Genomic DNA, 21,713 nt, shown 5'->3' on the forward strand with positions numbered 1-21,713 from the left:
TTACGGTTCCATCACTCATAAAGGTAAGTGTAAGGATTCGCAACGTATTCCGGCTCCTGCTTACACCTTACCTGTCTTTTTCTGCCAGGTTAAGCAGCAATGTGATACCCAGGTAGTTACTCCAGTTAAACGCGTTTTGCAGCACCACAATCGCATTGCCAGCCTCTCTGTCAAAACCGATAAATGCCGAATAACCACCAATATAGCCTACCTGGTAAGTGATGTTTCGCCCTTCCAGCCGATCCGTTACCCAGGCGATATTCTGCGTCTGGTTGCCCTGTTGGTACACGCGTTTATTCACTCCGGCAAACGCGCGATTGATTTCAGGATACGGACCGGGCGTCAAATACGCCCGCAGATAGACGCTGAGATCGCGTGCATTGCTGTACAGGCTGCCTGCAGCCATCATGTTACGTCTGAAGCGCCAGTCCGGTGTGATATCGCCGCGCGGAATAAACTTTGGCTGATCGCCAGCATGGCCCAGCGCCCGCGTGGGGAAACCGCTGAGGCGCTCAGGCACAAAACTCGTTTGCGTCATTCCCAGCGGACGAAAGATTTGCTGACGGGCCAGGCTGTCAATATCACAGTGGCATCGGGTGCGTAAGATGTAGCCCAACAGCGCATAACCCAGATTTGAATACTGCGGAATACGGTGACGGGGTGCCCTAAAGTCGGCCAGATAGCTGAGCACACGGTCATCGTCTAGATTGCCGTAAAAATTCTGCCCGGTGCGAAGATAAGTCATGAACTGCATAAACATGGCCAGGTCCATATCCTGACGCGGCAATCCTGACGTGTGCGTCACCAGTTGTAACAGCGTGATACGGCGGGCATCCGGGCTCAATGCCACCGTTGCGGGTAGCAGGGTTGCCAGCGTATCTTCCCAGCGCAGTTGTCCCTCATCGACTTGTTGCGTAATCACCTCTGCGGTTACGCCTTTACTCAAGGAGCCCAGCGCAAACAAGGTATCAGGCGTAATCGGATAACGATGGACATCGTCCGTCACGCCAGCGCTGTAGAACAACGTGGGCGCATTTTTGTGGATAATGGCAATGCTGATGCCGGAGACCTGTTTGCGCTGCATGTAATGGCGCACCAGGTCATCCAAATTATCGTGGAAGGCGCTGTGAGTCAGATAAAGCCTGTCGCCCATGGGGGCGGACGTTTGCGACAGTGTGCCGCAGGCGGTTAACCCTATCGCACCGAGTATTACTATGCCGCACCGGGTCAGCAAGCCGGATAACGTCCGGATGAGCGTCTTTTTTCTGGTCACGTCCTCGCGCCCGTCTTATTGTCGTATCAGGGCGCTGACGAAAAGCTTCATCGCGATCCTGCAAGATGATACCGCTGTGCTTATATCGGCACAGTCAGCTAAATCTTTATTCGGTTGCCCGGCGGCGTTCCGCCTGTCGTTCCCTCTGGCATCAGGCCTTGCGGGGCCGGGAGAGTAACATAGCGACAGAGAGAATGCCTCTGTCGTGTGCCTTATTGGGTTGTGCATCTGATGGCACTGCCATCGCATCCATAAGCGTGTACACTGCGCGCTTTTATATGCAGTCAATTTTCTGCTGAACCAGAAACGCCCGGAGAGAACCATGAAAGAAGGTCCATTAAGCGAGAAAGAACTGCAATGGCTTGATGATATGCTGGAAAAATACGGTAGCGAAGCATCTATTCTTGATGTGTCCGAACTGGATGGCCTGCTCACCGCCGTACTGTCAGGCCCGACAACGGTTGAACCCAGCCGCTGGCTGGTTGCGCTCTGGGGCGGCGAAAAGCATATCCCTAAATGGAGCAATGAGCGCGAAATGACGCGCTTTATGGAGCTCTGCTTTCAGCATATGAATGATATCGCTGACCGCCTGTCCGAGTTTCCGGAGCAATTTGAGCCGTTGTTTGGCGTGCGTGAAATGGAAGGTCTGGAATTCACCGTGGTGGAAGAGTGGTGCTATGGCTATATGCGCGGCGTAGCGCTGACGGACTGGTCTGCGCTGCCTGCCGAACTGCACGAATCACTGGACGTCATCGCGCTGCATGGCAAGGAAGAAAACCTCGAAAAAGTCGATGCGTTAACGCCGGAAGAGATGGAAAGCAGCATGGATGCCATACGTCCTGCCGCTCTTGCGCTGCACGATTACTGGATTGCGCAGCCTGAGGCGATTCCTCAGGTTCAACAGCCTGTCACGGCAGCAAAGCAGCCTGGTCGCAACGATCCCTGCCCGTGTGGCAGCGGTAAAAAATACAAGCAGTGCTGTCTGCACTAAGCCACCCGGGGCCGGTAACCGGCCCCATTCACTGTTACAGGTACATGACATTAACGCGGCGCGGGAACTGGCTGCGCAGGTGACAGACCTTCGCCGTTCTTAATCCTGTCGATAGCCACCACGTTGTGCTTCATCGCGTCATTCAGCACCTGCACTGCCGAAGACGCATCGCGGTTTTTAATCGCCATAAACACCTTAATATGCGCTTCCACGCTCTCAAGGGTGATACCCAGCGAGCGATTCAGCTCTTCCAGGTAATAGTAGTAAATGTCCTTAATTGACTTCATCACGTTGTAAAACACGCTGTTATGGGAAGCCCGGATAATCGCCAGATGAAATTCATAATCGGCCTCCGAGTATTTCTTGTAATCCCCTTTGTTGATGAGCATGTTATTCAGGGCCTGCTCAAGCAGGGTAATGTCGTCTTCCGTCGCGTGTTCAACTGCCAGCTCGACACATTTAAACTCGACGGTCTGACGAAACACCATCATGTCATTAAACGCTTCCCGACTCAGGTGCATCAGCGGTCTGGCACTGCTGTTCAGCATCTGCGGCGTGAAATCTTCGCACACATAGCTGCCGCTGCCCTGACGGGTGATGATAATGCCAAGATCACGCAACCGCTGCACCGCACTGCGCACACTCACCCGGCTGACATTGAAAGAGTGTGTCAGCTCCGCTTCAGAAGGCAAGCGAGCGCCCGCGGGCCAGCTACCGTCCAGTAGCCGGGCCTTGATTTGCTCGAACACTTCGTTAACAACGTTCTGTTTCTGAATGGATTTTATGCTCACAACACCTTCTCATATGATGTCCTACATGATGCCATTCTATCTCATCCTTTCAGACAAAGTCCTGTGTTGACACCGTAAAGCACGTCGTTCGAAAACAGGCCATTATTCGCCGCGACGCGGGCTGAGCGCGGACACCCTGTGCTGACTGATGGCAGACTGTGCCTCCACCGCATCGGCTTCTGCGGTCAGATCGCGATCGGCCACCTCAGGCATGATCAGTGACGCCAGCAGACCGATGCAGGAATAACAGATTAACATCACCGCAATCGGGTGCCAGGAGCCGGTAAGTTGACAAAATATCCCCGCCAGCAGAGGACCTAATCCGGTGGCAAACAACCCGCCAATTTCTTTTGAAATCGCCATTTGTGCGAAGCGGTTTTGCGAACCAAACATCTCTGCCATGGTGATCCCTTCAATAGCGGCCTGGCCCAGCACCGCGATGTTATGAATCACGATCAGGCACACCATAATGGTGCTGACAGCCTGGGACTTGTCGACGATCAGTGAAATCATCGGGTAGGCCAGGAGGATCGAGCCGACGGTCAGTATGCGATAGGGAATGCGCCGCCCGACCCTGTCTGAGAGCCAGCCGAGCAGGGGAATCGTCAGAAAACCAATCACGGAACTGACCATGATGGCATCGGTGGGAATCGCTTTATTAAATAACAGCGTTTGCACCATATAGCCTGCCAGGAAGGTCTGAATAATCCCCGAATTTCCGGCCTGGCCAAACCGCAGGCCGGTTGCTATCCAGAACGCTTTCCCCTGAATTAACTGAAAAATGGACTGACTTTTCTTCGACCGGAGCGTAACGGTTGCGGATGCTGCCACATTTTCAAACACCGGGCTTTCTTTCAAATTAAAGCGCAGCCAGAGCGCAAACCCCATCACGACAAAACTGGCCAGAAAAGGAACACGCCATGCCCACGCGACGACCTCTTCATTAGTGAAAAACAAGAACATGACGGCCCAGATAGCGGTGGCGCTCAAGGTGCCGCAGTTAGTGCCCATGGCAACCAGGGAAGCGATAAGGCCTTTTTTCCCTTTGGGCGCATATTCCGCCAGCATCGTACTGGCCCCGGCAATTTCTGCCCCTGCCCCTAATCCCTGTATTACGCGCAACGCGACCAGCAATAAAGGCGCCAGAATACCGACCTGCTGATAGGTCGGTAACACACCAATTAATGTGGTGCATATGCCCATTAATGCGATGGTCATAAACAGCACTTTTTTTCGGCCCACGCGGTCGCCCATTTTGCCAAAAAAGACGGCGCCCACAATACGCGCGATATAACCTGCGCCGTAGGTGCCCATAGCCAGAATTAACGCCATTGCGCCTGATTGCCCGGGAAAAAAGACTTCATGAAAAACCAGAGCCGCACCGAGGGAATATAACTGGAAATCCATAAACTCCAGCGTGGTACCCAACCATCCTGAAACAGAGGCCCTGACAAGATCAGACGTATTACGTTCTTTTGTACGCGTATGTGAATGACTCATGTTTTACCCCGAGGCCAACCCGGCGTTGACAGGTGAATAAAAGACAGGCGAGCGCAGTCCACGCGAGACGTGAGAGCATTTCACTCGCCCTGATCATTAAAGTTATTTGCACGCTGAATAACAGCGCTGTTGTGAATGAACTTAAAAGACGACTAACACTTTTGAATGCTGCGTTTTATCACTGGCGGCCTGCAAAGCCACTTCAATATCCTGATGCGCATACTGACCGGACAGGATCGGTCGCGGATCGATAATGCCTTTTTCCAGCCATTTCACTGCAACCGCAAATTCATCAATAAAACGAAAGGAACCTTTCCAGCTAATTTCTTTTACCAGCATCTGCGCGACGGGAAAATGAAGCGGGCTTTTTCCCATGCCAATTTGAACCATCGTGCCACCTGGCCGCGTCGCCAGGATACTGGTGCTGATGGCTGCCTCTGCCCCGCTGGCCTCCAGTGTGACGTCAAAGTAGCCCCGGTGTTCACAATAGCGGGCCATGGCCGCCGTATCGGCCGGGTCCACGGCGACATCGGCACCCATTTCACACGCAATACGACGACACCGCTCGCTGAGATCACAGGCCACTATTTCCGCTGCGCCCGATGCTTTTGCTGCGGCAATGGCTAACGCGCCTATGGGGCCAGCGCCCATTACCAGCACCTTTTTGCCCACGATACTGCCTGCCACATTAAGCGCATGAATGACGACCGCGGTGGGCTCGGCAACCGCCATCACGCTGGCCGGAACCTGCTCGTCGTAGGGCACACACTGCTGCGCGGACACCACGACATACTGTGCAAACCCGCCTTCCACATGCGGCGTGAACTGCGCACTGCCCATGAAGCGCATGGTTGGGCAGGCATTTTGTTTCCCGGCCTGACAATATTCACATCGCCCGCAGGGCTGCGACGGGTTAACCGCCACTTTCTGTCCGGGTTTGAGGGCAGAAGATTCCGGCGCATGATAAATCCGCCCCACAAATTCGTGTCCGATAATAAAAGGGTGCTGAATGACGGATAACCCGGCCCGCCCTTCGTGATAATAATGAATATCGGATCCGCAAATGCCGCCGCACTCCACTTTTATCACGACGTCATCCTCTGCGTAATGCAGCTCGCGCTCTTCTACCACAATGTCTTTTTTACCCTTTGCCACACAGGCCTGGGTCATTAAGCTATGCACGATGGGTTCCCCTTTGCAGGTCAGTAAGGCTCACAACACGGCCAGCCAGCCGCCATCAACGTAAATCATCTGCCCGTTGATATAATCTGACGCGCGCGAAGCGAGGAAAACGGCGGTACCGGCCACTTCGTCTGGCCGGCCCCAACGTTGAGAGGGATTGCTGCTTTTCACCCAGCTATCAAACCGGGCGTCGTCCACCAGCGCACGGTTCATGTCGGTTAAGATATAACCCGGCCCAATCGCGTTGGTCTGGATATTAAACTGCGCCCATTCGGCCGCCATTGAGCAGGTCAACATCTTGATTCCGCCCTTGGCCGCCGTATAAGGCGCAACCGTCGGACGCGCGGCCTGACTGGTTAACGAACCGACATTGATGATTTTTCCGCCCTGGTGACGGGCGATCATGCGCTTTGCCGCCGCGCGTGAAACCAGGAAGGCGCTGGTCAGGTTGGTATCAATGACTTTTTGCCACTGTTCAAGCGCCAGTTCCAGCATCGGTTTACGGTACTGAATGCCGGCATTATTGATAAGGATATCCACCGCAATCGCCTGCTCATCCAGCGCGGCAAATGCCTGTTCAATTTCGCCTTCATCTTTCACATCGAATACCCGCCCCGTGGCGTGATAGCCTTTCGCCACGAGTTGTTCAACCGCCTCATCCAGCCCCGCTTTACGCGTGCCGTTCAAAATCACCTGTGCCCCGGCCGCCGCCAGGGCTTCAGCATAGGCATAACCCAGCCCACGAGATGAACCGGTGATTAATGCCGTTTTCCCGGTCAGATCGAACAGTGCAGTCATATTCCACCCTTAAATATGTATGACAACTATCTTATTAAGGTGAATTTACGCGCAGATTAAATCAATACGTAATGATGCGTTATGAGGCGTCTATCACAAAGCCCTCACCCTGAAATTGATTAGGATGCTGTATTTTAAGAAAATAAATCTTAACTACGTGCATAAAGTTCAGTCATTAGATCCCCATCACAGAATCGAAAGCTAATAAGGGCAACGACCCGGCTTTGTGATAAAACAGTCATGTTGTATGACAACATACCTGTTAGCCATGAGCAGCAACGAGCACGACGGTGGCGGTAAGTGGCCTGATAAAAGAGGAGCGATTGTGAGTAATCTGTCCATCACGAATGTTAAAACCATTCTGACTGCGCCCGGCGGCATCGATCTGGTCGTGGTTAAAATCGAAACCAACGAGCCGGGCCTGTACGGCCTTGGCTGCGCCACCTTTACCCAACGCATCTATGCGGTACAAAGCGCCATTGATGATTACCTGGCGCCATTTCTGAGGGGCAAGGATCCGGCAAGAATCGAAGATATCTGGCAGTCTGCCGCCGTCAGTGGCTACTGGCGCAATGGTCCGGTCATGAATAACGCCCTGTCCGGTGTCGATATGGCGCTGTGGGACATTAAAGGCAAACTGGCCGGATTGCCGGTTTATGAACTGCTGGGCGGCAAGTGTCGCGATGGCATTGCGCTCTATGTGCACACCGATGGCGCAGACGAAGTCGAAGTGGAAGACAGTGCCCGGGCCAAAATGGAGGAAGGTTATCAGTATATCCGCTGCCAGATGGGCATGTATGGCGGTGCCGGTACCGACGATCTCAGGCTCATCGCGAACCGCATGGTCAAAGCGAAAAATATCCAGCCTAAGCGTTCACCGCGCAGCAAAACAGCGGGCATGTACTTTGATCCGGAAGCCTATGCGAAAAGCATTCCACGCCTGTTTGATCATCTGCGCAATAAGCTGGGTTTTGGCGTAGAGCTTCTGCACGATGCGCATGAACGCATTACGCCGATTAACGCTATTCATATGGCTAAAGCCCTGGAGCCGTACCAGCTGTTTTTCCTGGAAGATCCGGTTGCGCCAGAGAACACGGAGTGGCTGAAGATGCTGCGCCAGCAGTCCTCTACGCCGATCTCAATGGGCGAGCTGTTCGTGAATGTGAACGAATGGAAGCCGCTGATCGACAATAAGCTGATTGACTATATTCGCTGCCATATCAGTTCCATTGGCGGAATTACGCCGGCGAAGAAAATTGCTGTTTACAGTGAATTAAACGGTGTCCGCACGGCCTGGCACAGCCCCGGCGATATTTCACCGGTCGGCGTGTGTGCGAATATGCATCTGGACCTGAGCTCACCAAATTTTGGCGTTCAGGAATACACGCCGATGAACGATGCCCTGCGTGAAGTGTTTCCCGGCTGCCCGGACGTCGAGCAAGGCTATGCATACGTTAATGACAGGCCGGGATTGGGTATCGACATTAATGAAACGCTGGCGGCGAAATTCCCCTGCGAAGGCGGTAACCCCACCTGGACGATGGCCCGTACGCCCGATGGCACGGTCTGGCGTCCCTGAGTCCGTTAACGGGAAGCAAAGGCGCAACAGGGTGCCTTTGCTTTATTCTCTCCGGTCCTGTAAACGAAACGAGCTCGCGTTCTGACCAGGGACCGGGTCAGTACCCCCGAGTCGCTACCGGTTCATCCACCCCAATCAGAATTCGACGTCTTCCAGGCTAAAGTACTCGGTCTGGTCGTTATAAGAGAAGATCTCCGCATAACGGCCCCAGTTAATCACACTATCCAGCGTCTCTTTAGCCGCACTGTCGGAAAGCGAATCTTCCAGTTCCTGTTCAAAACGCACGCGCGGTGCACGATGTCCCGGACGCTCATCCAGTACCGTTTTAATCAGGGCGGCCAGCGGCACGTAACGCAGCAGATGATCGGCAAACATCACCTTACGCTGCTGCGTGTCTGACTCGGCAAACACCCGGGCGGGCGGCGTCAGGAAGATGTCCCCTTCCCGCACGTCCGCAAAGCCCAGCGACTGAAGCACTTCGGCTATCGGGAACAGTTCATCGACTTCCAGATGCAGCGAACGGGCCACCTCTGGCATGTCGGCGCGGCCGTGGTACGGTGCTGCTGCCAGGGTTTCGATCAACCCGGCCATCAGGTTGGTTGACACATGCGGCAGCCGCGTTCCCAGTCTGAGGCTCTTTTTCACATTATCGCTGGTAGGCCGTGCGGTCATTTGGGTATAAACATCATCGACCAGCCGACGAAAAGCCGGATCCAACCGGTTACGCGGATGGCCAAAGGGCACTTTGATTTCTGCCACTACGCGCCCGGGGTTAGAGGACAGCACCAGAATGCGGTCACACATAAAGACGGCTTCTTCGATATTGTGGGTGACGATAAGCACCGATTTCATCGGCATCTGTCCCTCATTCCACAGATCGAGTAAATCGGTACGCAGCGTTTCGGCGGTTAACACATCCAGCGCGGAAAACGGCTCATCCATCAACAATAAGGTGGGATCGACGACCAGTGCGCGTGCAAAACCCACACGCTGACGCATGCCGCCCGATAATTCACGCGGATAGGCGTTTTCGAAACCGTCCAGGCCGATAAGGTCAATGGCCGCCAGCGCACGCTTTCTGCGTTCCGCTTTTTCCACGCCCAGCGCTTCAAGCCCGGCTTCTACGTTCTGTAGCACCGTTAACCAGGGAAACAGCGCAAAGGTCTGGAACACCATCGCCACGCCTTTGGCGGGGCCGTTCAGCGGTGCGCCCAGGTAGTCAACGGAACCCGAGCCGGGCGTAATCAGACCAGAAATAATGCGCAGCAGTGTCGATTTTCCCGAACCAGAGCGGCCCAGCAGCCCCACTATCTCGCCTTCCTGCAGAGTCAGATTAACGTCATCCAAAATCAGCACTTCACCGTGCGCTTTATCGTAACCGTGCTTAATGTCTTTTACCGTCAGGACCGCCTGGCGACCGTCCGTTTTTTTGGTCGACACGTCTGCATGGTGTGTGGGTTGATTGTTTAACATCTCGGGTCCCTTAATTAGCACGGAATTTTGATTCAGCGTAGACGTACAGCGGCCGCCACAGCAGACGGTTGAACAAGGTGACAAACAACGACATCACGGCGATACCAAGAATAATCCTCGGGAAGTCCCCAGCGGCCGTGGTTTGCGCGATATACGCCCCCAGGCCGTGGGCGGTGACCTGCGTATTTCCCCATTGTACAAATTCGGACACGATGCTGGCGTTCCAGGCTCCGCCGGAAGCGGTAATGGCACCGGTAATGTAGTAGGGGAAAATGCCGGGCAGCATCACCTGACGCCACCAATGCCAGCCGCGAATATGAAAGTTTGCGGCAGCCTCTTTGTAATCATTGGGAAAGGCGGTGGTGCCCGCCACGACGTTAAACAGGATGTACCACTGCGTACCAAGCACAATAAGCGGAGACAGCCAGATATCCGGATTCAGCCTGAAGTGCACAATCATAATGACGAACACCGGAAACATCAGGTTGGCCGGGAACGCCGCCAGGAACTGGGCAACCGGCTGAATTTTTCCGGCCAGTGCAGGACGCAGGCCAATCATCACGCCCAGCGGGGCCCAAATCAGCGATGAAATCAGAATCAACACGGTGACGCGCAGAAGCGTAATCAGCCCCAGGCCGAAGACATGTTTCACGTCCGCCAGCGTGACACCGATTTGCACATAGGTAATAACCCGCCAGACCACATACAGGGTCAGTAAAATGACGAAGGCGCCCCAGATAAAGTCACCCAGACGCGAGCGGGATTCCGTGCTGCTTTCGGCCCGGACCGACCTGGAGGCAGGCCAGCGCCACGAGATACGCGCCAGCGCAGACAGCAGCAGGCGCAGCGGCGTAAAGATCTGGTGAATCAGGCGTGTACGGCGCATCAGATCACGCACCCATGAGGTCGGCGCACTCCCCGAACGTGTGTTTTCCATGCGGAACTTATCCGCCCAGGCCACCAGCGGCCTGAACAACAGTTGATCATAAGCCAGAATCACGATCACCATCGTAAGCAGTACCCAGCCCACCGCATGGATATCTTTATGCAGAATCGCCTGTGCCAGATAGCCGCCCACGCCCGGTAAGGTAAAGGTATTGTTACCCACCGTGATCGCCTCTGAGGCGACAATAAAGAACCAGCCCCCCGACATCGACATCATCATATTCCACACCAGTCCCGGCACGGCGAAAGGCGCATCCAGCTTCCAGAAACGTTGCCAGCCGGTCAGATGAAAGCCACGTGAGACTTCCACCAAATCGGCCGGTACGGTACGTAGCGACTGGTAAAAGCTAAAGGTCATGTTCCAGGCCTGACTGGTAAACAGGGCAAATATCGCCGCCAGTTCTACGCCCAGCACCTGCCCGGGAAACAGGGCAATAAAAAAGGTCACGGTAAAAGAGATATAACCCAGCACCGGAACGGACTGCAGGATATCCAGAATGGGCACTAACACCTTTTCTGCCCGGCGACTTTTGGCCGCCAGCGTGCCGTAGATCAGGCTGAACACCAGTGACGCCAGCATCGCCACCAACATCCGCAGCGTGGTACGCATGGCATATTCCGGCAGATTAGTCGGATCAAGGGAGATGGCCTGGGTTTTCAGGCTGTCAATCGGCATCAGCGTTTGATGAAAGCCCACCGCCACCATTGCAATCAGGCAAATAATCAGGGGAAATGCCACGGCATCCCAGACGTTTGGCAGCAACCGTCTGTTAGCCGCCAGCATGGTGAATCGGAAGTTCATGAGCCCTCTCTTCTTTTCATCACGGAGCGACTGAAGTATTTCAGGTGAGGGATTATCAGTCAGGATTATTAAACGTATGCTCACCTGATGGCGGGGTTTTTATTAATTTTTTATGAAAGCCCACTCCCGGTTTTTGCTGGCATACTCAATGCAGCCCTTTTCTTAATACAAACAGACTGAATAATTCGGCAAAGGCCCCAACAATTTACGCCCATGCCTGGCTGCCGCAGCGCTATTTCGATGAGATGCGCGTCTGTGAGCAACGCATTTTGCTCCGCAGCGGTAACGGCATGGTGCAAATCTCGGGCAACCAGCCTTTCCGGCTGACAACCCGCGGTCCCGCGCAGCACTGTGAAGCCCGCTTAGCGGGAAAAGAGACCTGCTGGCTGATTCGTCTGAATGACGATCCGCAACTCAGCACGTTGGAAGAATTTGACTCGCGCTTCGCCCAGATTAGTGTCGAACAGCGTGAGGACGGCACGATTTGCGTGAACGATCCCCTTTACGGCGACGTGTTCTTCCAGCCGAATGGTTGTGTCTTTGGCCAAGGCCGGTTGCGGGATCCTGACAGCGGGACCCTTGCGGGGGAAAGCCCTGAACTGGAGCTGCCTTCGGGCGCCCACGCTTAAGCTGAGAATGCGCAGGCCCGGCGGCAGCCAGGCCTGCGCGGCCACCTAAAGGACAGGACGCTCAGCGCCAGAGGATTTTTCTCTGGCGCTGCAAACGGATGGGACTCACTGTCGCAGACCGGTTGCGTTCCGTCTGCGCGGTCCCTGGTTTTTTGTAATCGCGTTCAGCTTTGTAATTTCCTCAGGCAGCGATCCATGGCACTGACCACCCAGTCGATATCGTGCGTCTGGAAACAGAGCGGTGGGCGGATTTTCAGCACGTTTCCGTATGGTCCGGCAACGGAGGTCAGCACAAAGGCCTCACGTAACGCCTCCACCAGATCGAGTGCCAGACGTTTGTCAGGCGCTTTGCTTTCTCTGTCCTTCACCAGCTCAAAGCCGATAAACAGCCCTGCTCCACGGACTTCACCGATGCACGGATACGTTGCCTGCAGGGATTGCAGCGCCGCCAGCAGTGCAGCGCCGGTTTTCAGGCTGTGCGCCTGAAGTTCTTCCTGTTCAATGACATCCATCACCGCGTGCGCCGCCGCCATGGAGACCGGGTTACCACCAAAGGTATTAAAGTAAGGTAGTGCATCGCTAAACGCCGCCATGACCGGCGCTTTCGCCATCAGCCCCGAGACCGGAATGCCGTTCCCCATCGGTTTGCCGGTAGTCACGACATCCGGAACCACGCCGTGTCGGGCAAAGCCCCAGAATGCCTCGCCGGTGCGGGCAAAGCCAGGCTGCACTTCATCGGCAATAAAAATGCCGCCGTTCTGATGCACCACATCAATCGCCGGTTTTAAAAAGCCGGGCTGACCGGGTAAAACGCCGTCTGACGAGAAAATCGAGTCGGCCAGGAACCCCGCAAATTTAATGCCGTGCGCAGCCATATCATCAATTTGCTTCTGAATTTCCTGCGCAAACCAGGCACCCTGATCCGCCGTCTGAATACGATAAAAGTCAGGCGGGGCCACCAGCCGCGTATGCGGTGATAACGGCTGACCGCTGCCCAGCGCGGGCGAAACGCCGGAGGTGAGCGCACTGGTGCCGTGATAGGCTTCTTTGGACACGATGATGCCCGTACCACCGCTCCAGCACTGGGCAATGCGGATCGCCAGATCGTTTGCCTCGGATCCGGTACACATATACATGGCCCGATCGATCTCGGCCGGCATCGTGGCCAGAATGCGATCGCTGTACGCAAGGATCGACTCATGCAGATAGCGCGTATGGGTGTTTAACTGCATCATCTGTTTATGTACGGCATCCACGACCACCGGATGACAGTGACCAATACTGGCAACGTTGTTATACATATCCAGATACTGGTTGCCCGCCTTATCCCACAGATACTGGCCCTTTCCGCGCACCAGATGCACCGGATTGCGGTAAAACAGCCGATAGGACTCGCCCAGTACCTGGCTGCGCTTATCGGTCAGTTGTCGAATGTCCGGTGCCAGCGTTTCCGCGTTTTCAGCACGAAAGCTGTTGGTATCCATTATGGTTGAACGTACCGTCATTGTGACTCCTTGGTCTTTGTGCTGCCCGGCGGCACGCTACGCACCGCCAGGCGGGTATAAACGTTAATCGGTTTCTGCGGCAACAGAGCGCTGCGCGACAGCACCGCGGCGGGAGTGCGTGGTCAGGAAGTAGAGATAGCCTGCCACCATAAAGCCCACGAACAGTGCGCCGATCTGTGGGTTAAACCACAGCATTGCGATCAGGCAGATCACCGAGCCACACAGGGCGATGGCGGGGATTACCGGATAACCCGGTGCACGGTAGCTACGTGCCAGTGTCGGATCCGAGCGACGCAGTTTAAACAGGCTCAGCATACTCATGATGTACATGACGATCGCCCCAAACACCGACATGGTGATCATCGCGGCGGTCAGGCTCATTCCCTGAAAGCTGATGCCATCAGAGAAAATGGCAACAATGCCGACCACACCGCCCGCCAGGATCGCCCGGTGGGGGGTATTAAAGCGCGACAGTTTTGCCAGTGAAGGCGGCAGATAACCTTCCCGCGCCAGCGCAAAGAACTGACGCGAATAGCCCATGATAATGCCGTGGAAACTGGCAATCAGGCCGAACAGGCCAATCCACACCAGCATGTGCATCCAGCGTGAATCGTTACCGACCAGCATTTTCATGGCCTGCGGCAGCGGATCGTTAATGCCTGACAGCGTGCGCCAGTCACCTGCCCCTCCGGCAAACACCATGACGCCCATCGCCAGCACCACCAGCGTTAAAATACCGCTGATGTAGGCGCGGGGAATGGTCCGGCGTGGGTCTTTTGCCTCTTCGGCCGCCATGGCAACGCCTTCAATGGCGAGGAAAAACCAGATGGCAAAAGGAATGGCGGCAAACATCCCGGATACCGAGGCCAGAGAGAACGTATCCTGCCCAGCCCAGCCGTGGGCGACAAAATTCGTCAGACTGAAGCCCGGTGCGACCACGCCCATAAACACCAGCAGTTCAATCACCGCCAGCAGCGTCACCAGCAGCTCAAAGGTTGCCGCAATGCTGACGCCGATGATGTTCAGTCCCATAAAGATCAGGTAGGCACAGACCGCAATGAGCTTAGGATTCACTTCCGGAAACTGCACATTGAGGTAGGCGCCTATCGCCATCGCAATGGCCGGGGGCGCAAACACAAACTCGATTAAGGTGGCAATGCCCGCAATCAGCCCGCCGGTATCACCGAAAGCACGGCGACTGTAGGCAAACGGTCCTCCGGCCTGCGGAATGGCGGTCGTCAGTTCGGTAAAGCTGAAGATAAAACAGGTGTACATGGCGGCGACAAAAAACGTCGTGACCAGAAAACCCAGCGTACCCGCGGCTCCCCAGCCATAGCTCCAGCCGAAATATTCTCCCGATATAACCAGTCCCACAGCGATGCCCCAGAGTTGCAGGGTACCAAGGGTGGGTTTCAGTTTCTCTTTCATCACTGCGTTCCCCGTCTGTGTAAAGTGAAAAGGCGATGCCTAAAAAGCTGACGGGTAGATGATGGACACAGCCGCAACAGAAAAACTTGACCGCAGAAAACAGAAACACGTCGGCTGGGGTCAAGTTGACCCGGGTCGGGTTGTGACGCCCCTGCCGAAGTCAATTTTTGCCTGCTCTCAGGTCAAGCGCGCCAGGCCGGTTCAGCGCCATGCTGCCTCCACACGCAGAGAAAGGGAGACAGACATGAGCATTAAGCAATATGACACCTTAACGAACGACAGCATTCTTCAGCTTGCCCACCAGGCGTTGCAGGCGTATCCGGCCTGTTTGCATGCAGAGGTCAAACTTCTGTGCCGTTCCGAGAACGCCACCCTGTCTGTCAGCACGCCGCAGGGCCGGTACGCGTTACGTATTCACCGCGGCGATTACCACGCTAAGCAGGATATTGAAAGCGAGCTGCACTGGCTGGATGCGCTTCAGGCCGCAGACATCTGCGTGCCGGTGGCGGTGCGCGACGGGCACGATAACCGCATTCAGACGCTGCCGCTGCCGGACGGCAGTGAACGCTATGCTGTGCTGTTTCACTGGATCGAGGGCGATATGCTCACCGATGCGGTCGATCCGGCCGCCTTTCGCCAGTTAGGCCGCATCACCGCGCAGCTCCACCACCACAGTCGGCGCTGGCAAAAGCCACAAACCTTTCGCCGTATCGTCTGGGATCATCACACGATGGTTTCCCCTACAGGTCACTGGGGTGACTGGCGCGATGTGGCCGGTTTAGCGCCATCACAACATGGCGTGATCGAAGAAACGCTGTCGCATGTCGGCCGTGAGATGGCAGCGTTTGGCCAGTCGCCCGACCGCTATGGTCTGATTCACGCCGACCTTCGCCTGACCAATCTGCTGGTACACAAAGGCGAAACGCGGGTCATTGATTTTGATGACTGCGGAATGGGCTGGTATCTGCACGATCTTGCCGCTGCGATCAGCTTTGTCGAACACCATCCCAGCGCCCCACAGTGGGTGGAAAACTGGCTAAACGGCTACGAACAGGTGGCGCACGTTAGCGATGAAGAGCTGGCGATGATCCCGTCCATGCTGATTCAGCGCCGCATTCAGCTGACCGCCTGGGTCGCTTCCCATCGCGAAACAGAAATGGCGCGCAGCCTGGGCGACGGTTGGGCGAACGACACGGTACGCCTGTGCCACCGCTATCTCGAAGGGGCCCGATTGCCGATTGGCGTCTAGCGCACTCTGGCGGTGCCTGAATGACAGATCGCGGTGCAATCTTCACGGGGGCGATGCTAAGTGCCTGTTAACTGGTGCCTGACGGCTGGTATGTTTCTTGCAGAAGCTAACGATGTTCAGTTGCAGGCGGAAAACATCATGACCAGCAGATTTCCAGAGGCCGCCATAACGGCCATGTCCAGCGCGGGTAGCAGTCACCGTGGCGTCCTGTCGGCCGCCGCGACGGGACTGGGTGATTTCATTAACGCCCAGGGTGGCGATGTGGATCGTATTTTCGGCATCAGCGGGATCGATCCGGATACGCTCGCCTGCCCGACGCTGAGCCTGGACCTGGTCAATTACTGTCGGGTGCTGGAAGAAGCGGCCAGCCAGGCGGGCGTGGACAACTTCGGTTTACAGTATGGTCATCAGTTCCGGCCACAGTCTCTGGGTCTGATTGGCTATATTGGTCTGTGCTCGGCCACGCTGGAACAGGCGCTGCAAAACGTGGTCAATGCTTTTCCCTACCATCAACACAACACCTGTATTCGTCTGACAGAGCGCAGCGACTGCTGGCAGCTGGATTATCAGGTGCGTCACGGCGCGATTCTGCAGCGCCGTCAGGATGCAGAACTGACGTTAGGCATGTTTCTTAACCTGATTCGCCACGCGGCAGGACGCCACTGGGCACCGCGTGAAGTGCATTTCGAGCATCCGCGCCCTGAGCACTGGCACGAACACTGTAAAGTCTTTGATGCGCCGGTCTATTTCGATCAGCCCTTTAACTCGATGATCATCGCCAAAACGGATCTGGGCCGCAAAATGCCGGATCACGATCCCATGCTGCTGCTGGTGATGCAGGATGCGATCCGTCGGCTCAGCCCACCCGTCATCATTCAGGATACCGTTAATCAAACCCGCACCGACATTCACCTTCAGCTACTCAATGGCGAACCCTCACTGGACATTATCGCCGAAAAACAGGGACTGTCTGCCTGGTCGTTACAGCGGCGACTGCGCGATGAGCAAACCAGTTTTTCCGCCCTGGTCGACAGCGTCCGCAAAGAGATGGCGACGCATTACCTGAAACAACACCATCTGTCGGTCTCTGAAATGGCCTTGCTGTTGGGCTATTCTGAAGTCAGCGCCTTCTCACGCGCCTTTCGCCGCTGGTTCGGTTGTAGCCCACGCGACTGCCGTAAATCGCAGGGCACGGTTTTTCTTTGACAGCATCAGGCTGTCTGGCCAACGCATTATGCGGGCCTTTCTTATTGAAGAAAGAAAACCCGGTATGAATTATCGCTGAGCGCTTACGCGAGCGTATCGAATAAAAACGCCTCAAACAGATAGCCCTGAAATGCCGCAGCGTGCGGTCTGGCGAATTCGAAGTGTTGCGCCGTTTCGACGCCTTCTACAATAATAAATTCACAATAGTGTTTAATTTCCGCCAGCGTGGCTTGCCAGACGGGGCTGTTTTGATGCCGCCAGAAAAAATGCTTATCCATTTTCACGGCTTCATACATTCCACGCTGTAAACAGGGAAAGTGGGAAGCCGCACTGCCAAAATCATCCAGCCATAACGTGTATTTATTATGTAGTTCCCGGAGTAAGGGATTATTTAATCCCTGCGCAAGATCGGGAAAGTGTTCCGCGACTTCAATGCGAAGAAAAGAGTGCGCTGTGGCGAGCTCAACAATATCCCGTTCTTCCAGCAGCGCAAAAGCCATTTCCAGATCGACATTTACAGAACACAGCAACTGGTTTTCTTCAAAAAAATGATGCTTCTTATCGATTAAAGAAAGTTGTTCTCGTAACAGCTTTATTTTCTGTTGTTTATTTAATTTCGCAATATGAAAACAGGGGGTTCCCGGTGCGGCGAATCGCGTCAGAACTTCTACTGCAATTAATGTCGACGCGTTGTTAACGACAGGTTCAGCAATGAACCACCAGGCACGGTTGTTATTATCGAGATTGTGGATTTCCATTCCCATGCTCTGATTCAACGCGATGAAGTAGCCTGATTATTGATCGCTACAGACTATCAATCAAATGTTATTTATCGGGTTAAGCTATGATTTAACCTATCAAAATTAAAAGATTGATCGTTAATCCCTTGTTATTTAATAAGGTTTCAGGAATTAAAATCTTTATTTTATGCTGGCCCGGATTGCGAAGCCTTTTACAACGCCTGCTGCATAAGGTATTGACCTCATTTCCTGCCCGCAGCTCAACGCGCCTGTATCCTTCGCGTGCTAAGAATTAAGCATTGCAGACCAGTGAAAAATGGAGACAGTGAGAGAAAATAAAAAGGATAATATTGCCGCATCCGGTTAACGGGTAACTTAAATACATCAATACCGGTCATTTTGAAAAATGGCTGACGCAGGTTTTTCCCACACGGCGTTTGCAGCATTTACTGTCGACATAGGCAGTGATTTTTTACTTACCTGACACGGCAAGCTGAAGAAATAAATAAAAACGCTTTTTAGAGGACGTGCAGGGTATTTCAGCGACGTTGTTTAGCGTCGCCGGAAAAAATGCTGTGAATAACGGTCATTCCGTAAATGCTGCCCTGAATCACCGTCACAGGAAGGGATCGGGCCTGACTATGGCTGCTGCGGTTTAAATACCTGCTGCACAAATTCGATATACGCAGGTCGCCAGACATCCATCTCATGCCCCAACCCCGGATATTGAGTGTAATGGAAGTTTACGCCCTGCTTTTCCAGCTCGGCTTTGAGTCCGGCAATGTCTTTGCCGGTCACGATATCTTTATCGCCCACCGCCAGCGTAACGTTTTTCAGCTGCTTATTCACCGCCTGCGCCTGACTCAGCTGGCGTGTCACAGCCTCATTCGGCACCGTACTGGTGGTCACGCCGCTAAAGCTGGCCAGCCAGCCAAAGTCGTTCAGGTGCGTCATGCCTGACACCAGCGCCTGATAGCCGCCCTGAGACAGTCCGGCAATCGCCCGGTCTGCCGGTTTGCGACTGACGGTAAAGCGCTTTTCCACCAGCGGGATAATGTCCTGCATCAGTTCCTTATCGGCGGCGGCGGCATTGAGGGGATAAAAGTCTTTGCGGCGGTCGGCTGGGGGAAAGTTTTCAGGAATGGCCTGCACGATGTCCGTTTCGGTATCGGGCACCACAACCAGCATCGGCGTGATTTTGCCTTCGGCCAGCAGGTTGTCCATGATCTGCGGCAGGCGGAGCTGCGAGATGGCGGACAGCCCGGTATCGCCAAAACCGTGATAGAAGTAGAGCACCGGTAACGGTTTGCCGTCTGCCTTATAGCCCGGCGGTGCCCAGACAAAGACCTGACGTTCGGATTTCAGTGCGGTGGAATGATACGTCAGCGTCAGCACATCGCCGTGCGCCACGTTACGCTCATCCAGAATGCTGCCCGGCACCAGAATCATACTGGTGTTCACCTGGCGCTGCGGTTTGGTAAAGCGGCTGCCGGTATCCGGCGTGCGGAAACCATCCACATCAAAATAGTACTCATATAAATCGGGCTTCAGCGGCTCGCTGGTCCACGACCAGATGCCGGCACTGTCCTTTTTCATATCATGGGATTGCTGACTCAGCGGCGTGGCCCCCGTGACCACAGCAACCTGCTTCGCGGCGGGCGCAAACAGGCGAAAGGTAATGGAGTGATCGGGATTCAGCGCGGTGATATAGCGGCTCACGGGGATGTGAGTATCCGGGGTTTGCGGTAACGGTGCGGCAAGCAGTGCGGGTCCATATCCCATCAGCAGGCTTCCGGCCAACAGAGATAAACAGGTTAATTTTTTCTTCATTTTGCGTCCCGATAATTGAATTGATCACGCGGTATTTATTACATTTTTTCTCCGGGAAGCGAGGTGATAGCGTCGCAAAAAGCGCAGGCTGTGATGAACGTCAAAGAATGGCGTTAACCTGCCGTCAGCCTCACCGGTACGCGATCGCCCCGGCGCGTTGAGATGCTGTTCAGGCGCAAACCGGTAAGGTCATGACATCAACGGTTCGATGATGATTTGCGAGGCACTATGCATATTACCTACGAAAAACTGGCCGATCGGCATCTGAAAGAGATGTATGAAATCCGCTTCTCGGTGACGGAAAACCGACTGCATGCTCACCAGATCCGCTATCTGCAGCGTGAGCAGGCGCTTGACGATATCCGCCAGGGCGGTGGCTGGATCGCCAACGTCGATGACGAGTACGTCGGTTACGGGCTGGGTATTTATGCGCCCGATCCGTTAATCGGTGGCCTGTTTATCAAGCCCGCGTTTCAGCGGCTCGGGACAGGTAGCCAACTGCTTGAAAACATCACCGACTGGTTCAGACAACAACAGGCCCGGTCGATGATGTTGACCACCGACACAGGTTCCCCTGCTGAACGTTTTTATGAAAAACACGGCTGGCGCGCGGCGGGCACTGACGAATATGGCCAACGAATTATGCGTAAGCCCTGAACCCGGTGTTGCCTGCGCAAACCTCAGTTATCGCAGACACCCGTTGTGCCAGAGCTTTGCCATCAGGTCTATCCACTTTTTTTACAACCGTCGTACAACAGCCCTGCACTTTTTTGCCCACTCATGCTTCATTACGGTTATTGTCGCAGCGTAAACACAGCACTCCTGATAAGGATTAAGAAACGATGCGTAAACTTCCCCTTTTTGTGGTCACGCTTGGCCTGTTAATGTCGGTTGCCTCTCAGGCACAGGCAGAAGGCTGCCTGAAAGGCGCGCTGGTCGGCGGCGTAGCCGGTCACCTTAAACACCATGCGGTTGCCGGTGCCGTGGCGGGCTGCGCGGCAGGACATTACCTGGCGAAGAAGCATAAAGACGAAGAGAGTAAGCAGAGCCATTAAAAGCGGCGACAGGGCTGACAGAGCAGCCCTGTGATTCACAACAGTATCTCCCTCTTACAGCCATGCTTATTGCGTCGGGGCACCGTTTTCCCTGTCAGGGAAAAGAACTGCATAAAGCCTGTTGACCTTTTCGATGTGCATCACGCAGGCGTCACAATGTTCCTGTCACCTTAATTGTCTCAGGCGTCAACTCAAACGGCGTTGGCGTGCAGACCGCCAGGCTCAGCTCGCCTGTCTGCAGCGCGCTGACCGACAGCGCTGACGGTGCGGTGCTGTCGATGCTGGCCATCTGCCAGGCACTCCCGCCGCGCTGCTTGATGATGGCCTCTTTGATCGTCCAGATGCGCCAGAAGGCCGCTAACTGCTGGGATACCGGTTTGGCCGCAATCTGCGCCCGCTCACCCGGACTGAAGAGATTTTCAGCCAGGCGCGGCCAGTGAGGTCGCGGTCGTATGACTTCAATATCACAGCCCACCTCCCCTTCATCACTGAACAGCAGAGCAATCGCATCCCCGCTGTGACTCAGGCTGAATCCCCGTTGTACCTCAGGGGCAAATGCGGGTTTGCCATTCACCCCATACCGCATCGCGGGAACCGGCGTTATTGCCGCAGAGAGCAGCGCACGCCCGGCAAGCCAGCTGGCACGGCGCGCGCCTGTGGGGGCCTGATCGGTCAGCTCGGGGGCAAGCGGTGCCACACTGAGTTGAGAAATCTTGCCCAGAAAGATCTGGTACATA

Annotated in this window: 19 protein-coding genes; 7 read left to right on the forward strand and 12 right to left on the reverse strand. The window is 54.8% G+C overall.

Annotation, left to right across the window (positions count from 1 at the left end; all coding sequences use genetic code 11):
• Positions 1-67: 67 nt before the first annotated feature.
• The gene (locus tag C1N58_RS14935) at positions 68-1,153 is read right to left on the reverse strand and encodes a serine hydrolase domain-containing protein (protein ID WP_394564891.1); all 1,086 of its coding nucleotides are present in this window, start codon (positions 1,151-1,153) and stop codon (positions 68-70) included.
• 442 nt (positions 1,154-1,595) lie between these two features.
• Between C1N58_RS14935 and C1N58_RS14940 the strand changes: the two genes are divergently transcribed.
• Positions 1,596-2,264 carry a YecA/YgfB family protein gene (locus C1N58_RS14940; protein ID WP_039338808.1) on the forward strand — a complete coding sequence of 223 codons (669 nt, stop codon included), beginning with the start codon at positions 1,596-1,598 and terminating at the stop codon, positions 2,262-2,264.
• Positions 2,265-2,314: 50 nt separating this feature from the next.
• Here the strand turns inward: C1N58_RS14940 and C1N58_RS14945 are convergent, their stop codons facing one another.
• The 4 genes from C1N58_RS14945 to C1N58_RS14960 all read right to left on the reverse strand — a co-directional run bounded on the left by C1N58_RS14945 (position 2,315) and on the right by C1N58_RS14960 (position 6,535).
• Positions 2,315-3,055, reverse strand: a complete 741-nt coding sequence (locus tag C1N58_RS14945) for a FadR/GntR family transcriptional regulator (protein ID WP_033740167.1) — start codon at positions 3,053-3,055, stop codon at positions 2,315-2,317.
• Between the two features lie 102 nt (positions 3,056-3,157).
• The gene (locus C1N58_RS14950; protein WP_394549942.1) at positions 3,158-4,555 is read right to left on the reverse strand and encodes an MFS transporter; all 1,398 of its coding nucleotides are present in this window, start codon (positions 4,553-4,555) and stop codon (positions 3,158-3,160) included.
• A gap of 141 nt (positions 4,556-4,696) precedes the next feature.
• The gene (idnD, locus tag C1N58_RS14955; RefSeq protein ID WP_394550892.1) at positions 4,697-5,725 is read right to left on the reverse strand and encodes an L-idonate 5-dehydrogenase; all 1,029 of its coding nucleotides are present in this window, start codon (positions 5,723-5,725) and stop codon (positions 4,697-4,699) included.
• A gap of 42 nt (positions 5,726-5,767) precedes the next feature.
• Entirely contained in the window at positions 5,768-6,535 is a 768-nt protein-coding gene (locus C1N58_RS14960) for an SDR family oxidoreductase (RefSeq protein ID WP_394549943.1), read from the reverse strand.
• Positions 6,536-6,860: 325 nt separating this feature from the next.
• On the opposite strand from C1N58_RS14960, the gene C1N58_RS14965 reads away from it, so the two are divergent.
• The gene (locus C1N58_RS14965; protein ID WP_394549944.1) at positions 6,861-8,114 is read left to right on the forward strand and encodes an enolase C-terminal domain-like protein; all 1,254 of its coding nucleotides are present in this window, start codon (positions 6,861-6,863) and stop codon (positions 8,112-8,114) included.
• A 135-nt stretch (positions 8,115-8,249) separates the two neighbouring features.
• Here C1N58_RS14965 and C1N58_RS14970 read toward each other — a convergent pair whose 3' ends face one another.
• Positions 8,250-9,587, reverse strand: a complete 1,338-nt coding sequence (locus C1N58_RS14970; protein WP_033740160.1) for an ABC transporter ATP-binding protein — start codon at positions 9,585-9,587, stop codon at positions 8,250-8,252.
• Between the two features lie 10 nt (positions 9,588-9,597).
• Positions 9,598-11,334, reverse strand: a complete 1,737-nt coding sequence (locus C1N58_RS14975; protein ID WP_394564291.1) for an ABC transporter permease — start codon at positions 11,332-11,334, stop codon at positions 9,598-9,600.
• A gap of 290 nt (positions 11,335-11,624) precedes the next feature.
• Here C1N58_RS14975 and C1N58_RS14980 point away from each other — a divergent pair, with 290 nt between their 5' ends.
• Positions 11,625-11,963, forward strand: coding sequence for a hypothetical protein (locus tag C1N58_RS14980; RefSeq protein WP_394564292.1), 339 nt, complete (start codon positions 11,625-11,627; stop codon positions 11,961-11,963).
• A 164-nt stretch (positions 11,964-12,127) separates the two neighbouring features.
• Here C1N58_RS14980 and C1N58_RS14985 read toward each other — a convergent pair whose 3' ends face one another.
• Entirely contained in the window at positions 12,128-13,468 is a 1,341-nt protein-coding gene (locus C1N58_RS14985) for an aspartate aminotransferase family protein (protein ID WP_394549947.1), read from the reverse strand.
• A 63-nt stretch (positions 13,469-13,531) separates the two neighbouring features.
• Positions 13,532-14,896: an ethanolamine permease gene (eat, locus tag C1N58_RS14990; RefSeq protein WP_394549948.1), complete on the reverse strand. Its 1,365-nt coding sequence runs from the start codon at positions 14,894-14,896 to the stop codon at positions 13,532-13,534.
• A 244-nt stretch (positions 14,897-15,140) separates the two neighbouring features.
• Here eat and C1N58_RS14995 point away from each other — a divergent pair, with 244 nt between their 5' ends.
• Both C1N58_RS14995 and C1N58_RS15000 read left to right on the forward strand, forming a co-directional pair.
• The gene (locus C1N58_RS14995; RefSeq protein WP_033740148.1) at positions 15,141-16,145 is read left to right on the forward strand and encodes a phosphotransferase enzyme family protein; all 1,005 of its coding nucleotides are present in this window, start codon (positions 15,141-15,143) and stop codon (positions 16,143-16,145) included.
• 138 nt (positions 16,146-16,283) lie between these two features.
• Positions 16,284-17,351, forward strand: coding sequence for an AraC-like transcriptional regulator QhpR (locus C1N58_RS15000; RefSeq protein ID WP_033740338.1), 1,068 nt, complete (start codon positions 16,284-16,286; stop codon positions 17,349-17,351).
• A gap of 83 nt (positions 17,352-17,434) precedes the next feature.
• Here C1N58_RS15000 and C1N58_RS15005 read toward each other — a convergent pair whose 3' ends face one another.
• Positions 17,435-18,109: an EAL domain-containing protein gene (locus C1N58_RS15005; protein WP_233255761.1), complete on the reverse strand. Its 675-nt coding sequence runs from the start codon at positions 18,107-18,109 to the stop codon at positions 17,435-17,437.
• A gap of 621 nt (positions 18,110-18,730) precedes the next feature.
• Complete coding sequence (locus tag C1N58_RS15010; protein ID WP_054688471.1) at positions 18,731-19,873, reverse strand: alpha/beta hydrolase-fold protein; 1,143 nt, start codon at positions 19,871-19,873, stop codon at positions 18,731-18,733.
• Between the two features lie 276 nt (positions 19,874-20,149).
• On the opposite strand from C1N58_RS15010, the gene C1N58_RS15015 reads away from it, so the two are divergent.
• On the forward strand, positions 20,150-20,578 hold the full coding sequence (locus C1N58_RS15015) for a GNAT family N-acetyltransferase (RefSeq protein ID WP_394564293.1): 429 nt from the start codon (positions 20,150-20,152) through the stop codon (positions 20,576-20,578).
• Between the two features lie 185 nt (positions 20,579-20,763).
• Positions 20,764-20,976, forward strand: coding sequence for a hypothetical protein (locus C1N58_RS15020; protein ID WP_033740144.1), 213 nt, complete (start codon positions 20,764-20,766; stop codon positions 20,974-20,976).
• 151 nt (positions 20,977-21,127) lie between these two features.
• Here C1N58_RS15020 and acpT read toward each other — a convergent pair whose 3' ends face one another.
• On the reverse strand, positions 21,128-21,712 hold the full coding sequence (gene acpT / locus C1N58_RS15025; RefSeq protein ID WP_039338821.1) for a 4'-phosphopantetheinyl transferase AcpT: 585 nt from the start codon (positions 21,710-21,712) through the stop codon (positions 21,128-21,130).
• Position 21,713 lies beyond the last annotated feature (1 nt).

It is taken from the genome of Pantoea sp. SGAir0180 (assembly GCF_043546245.1).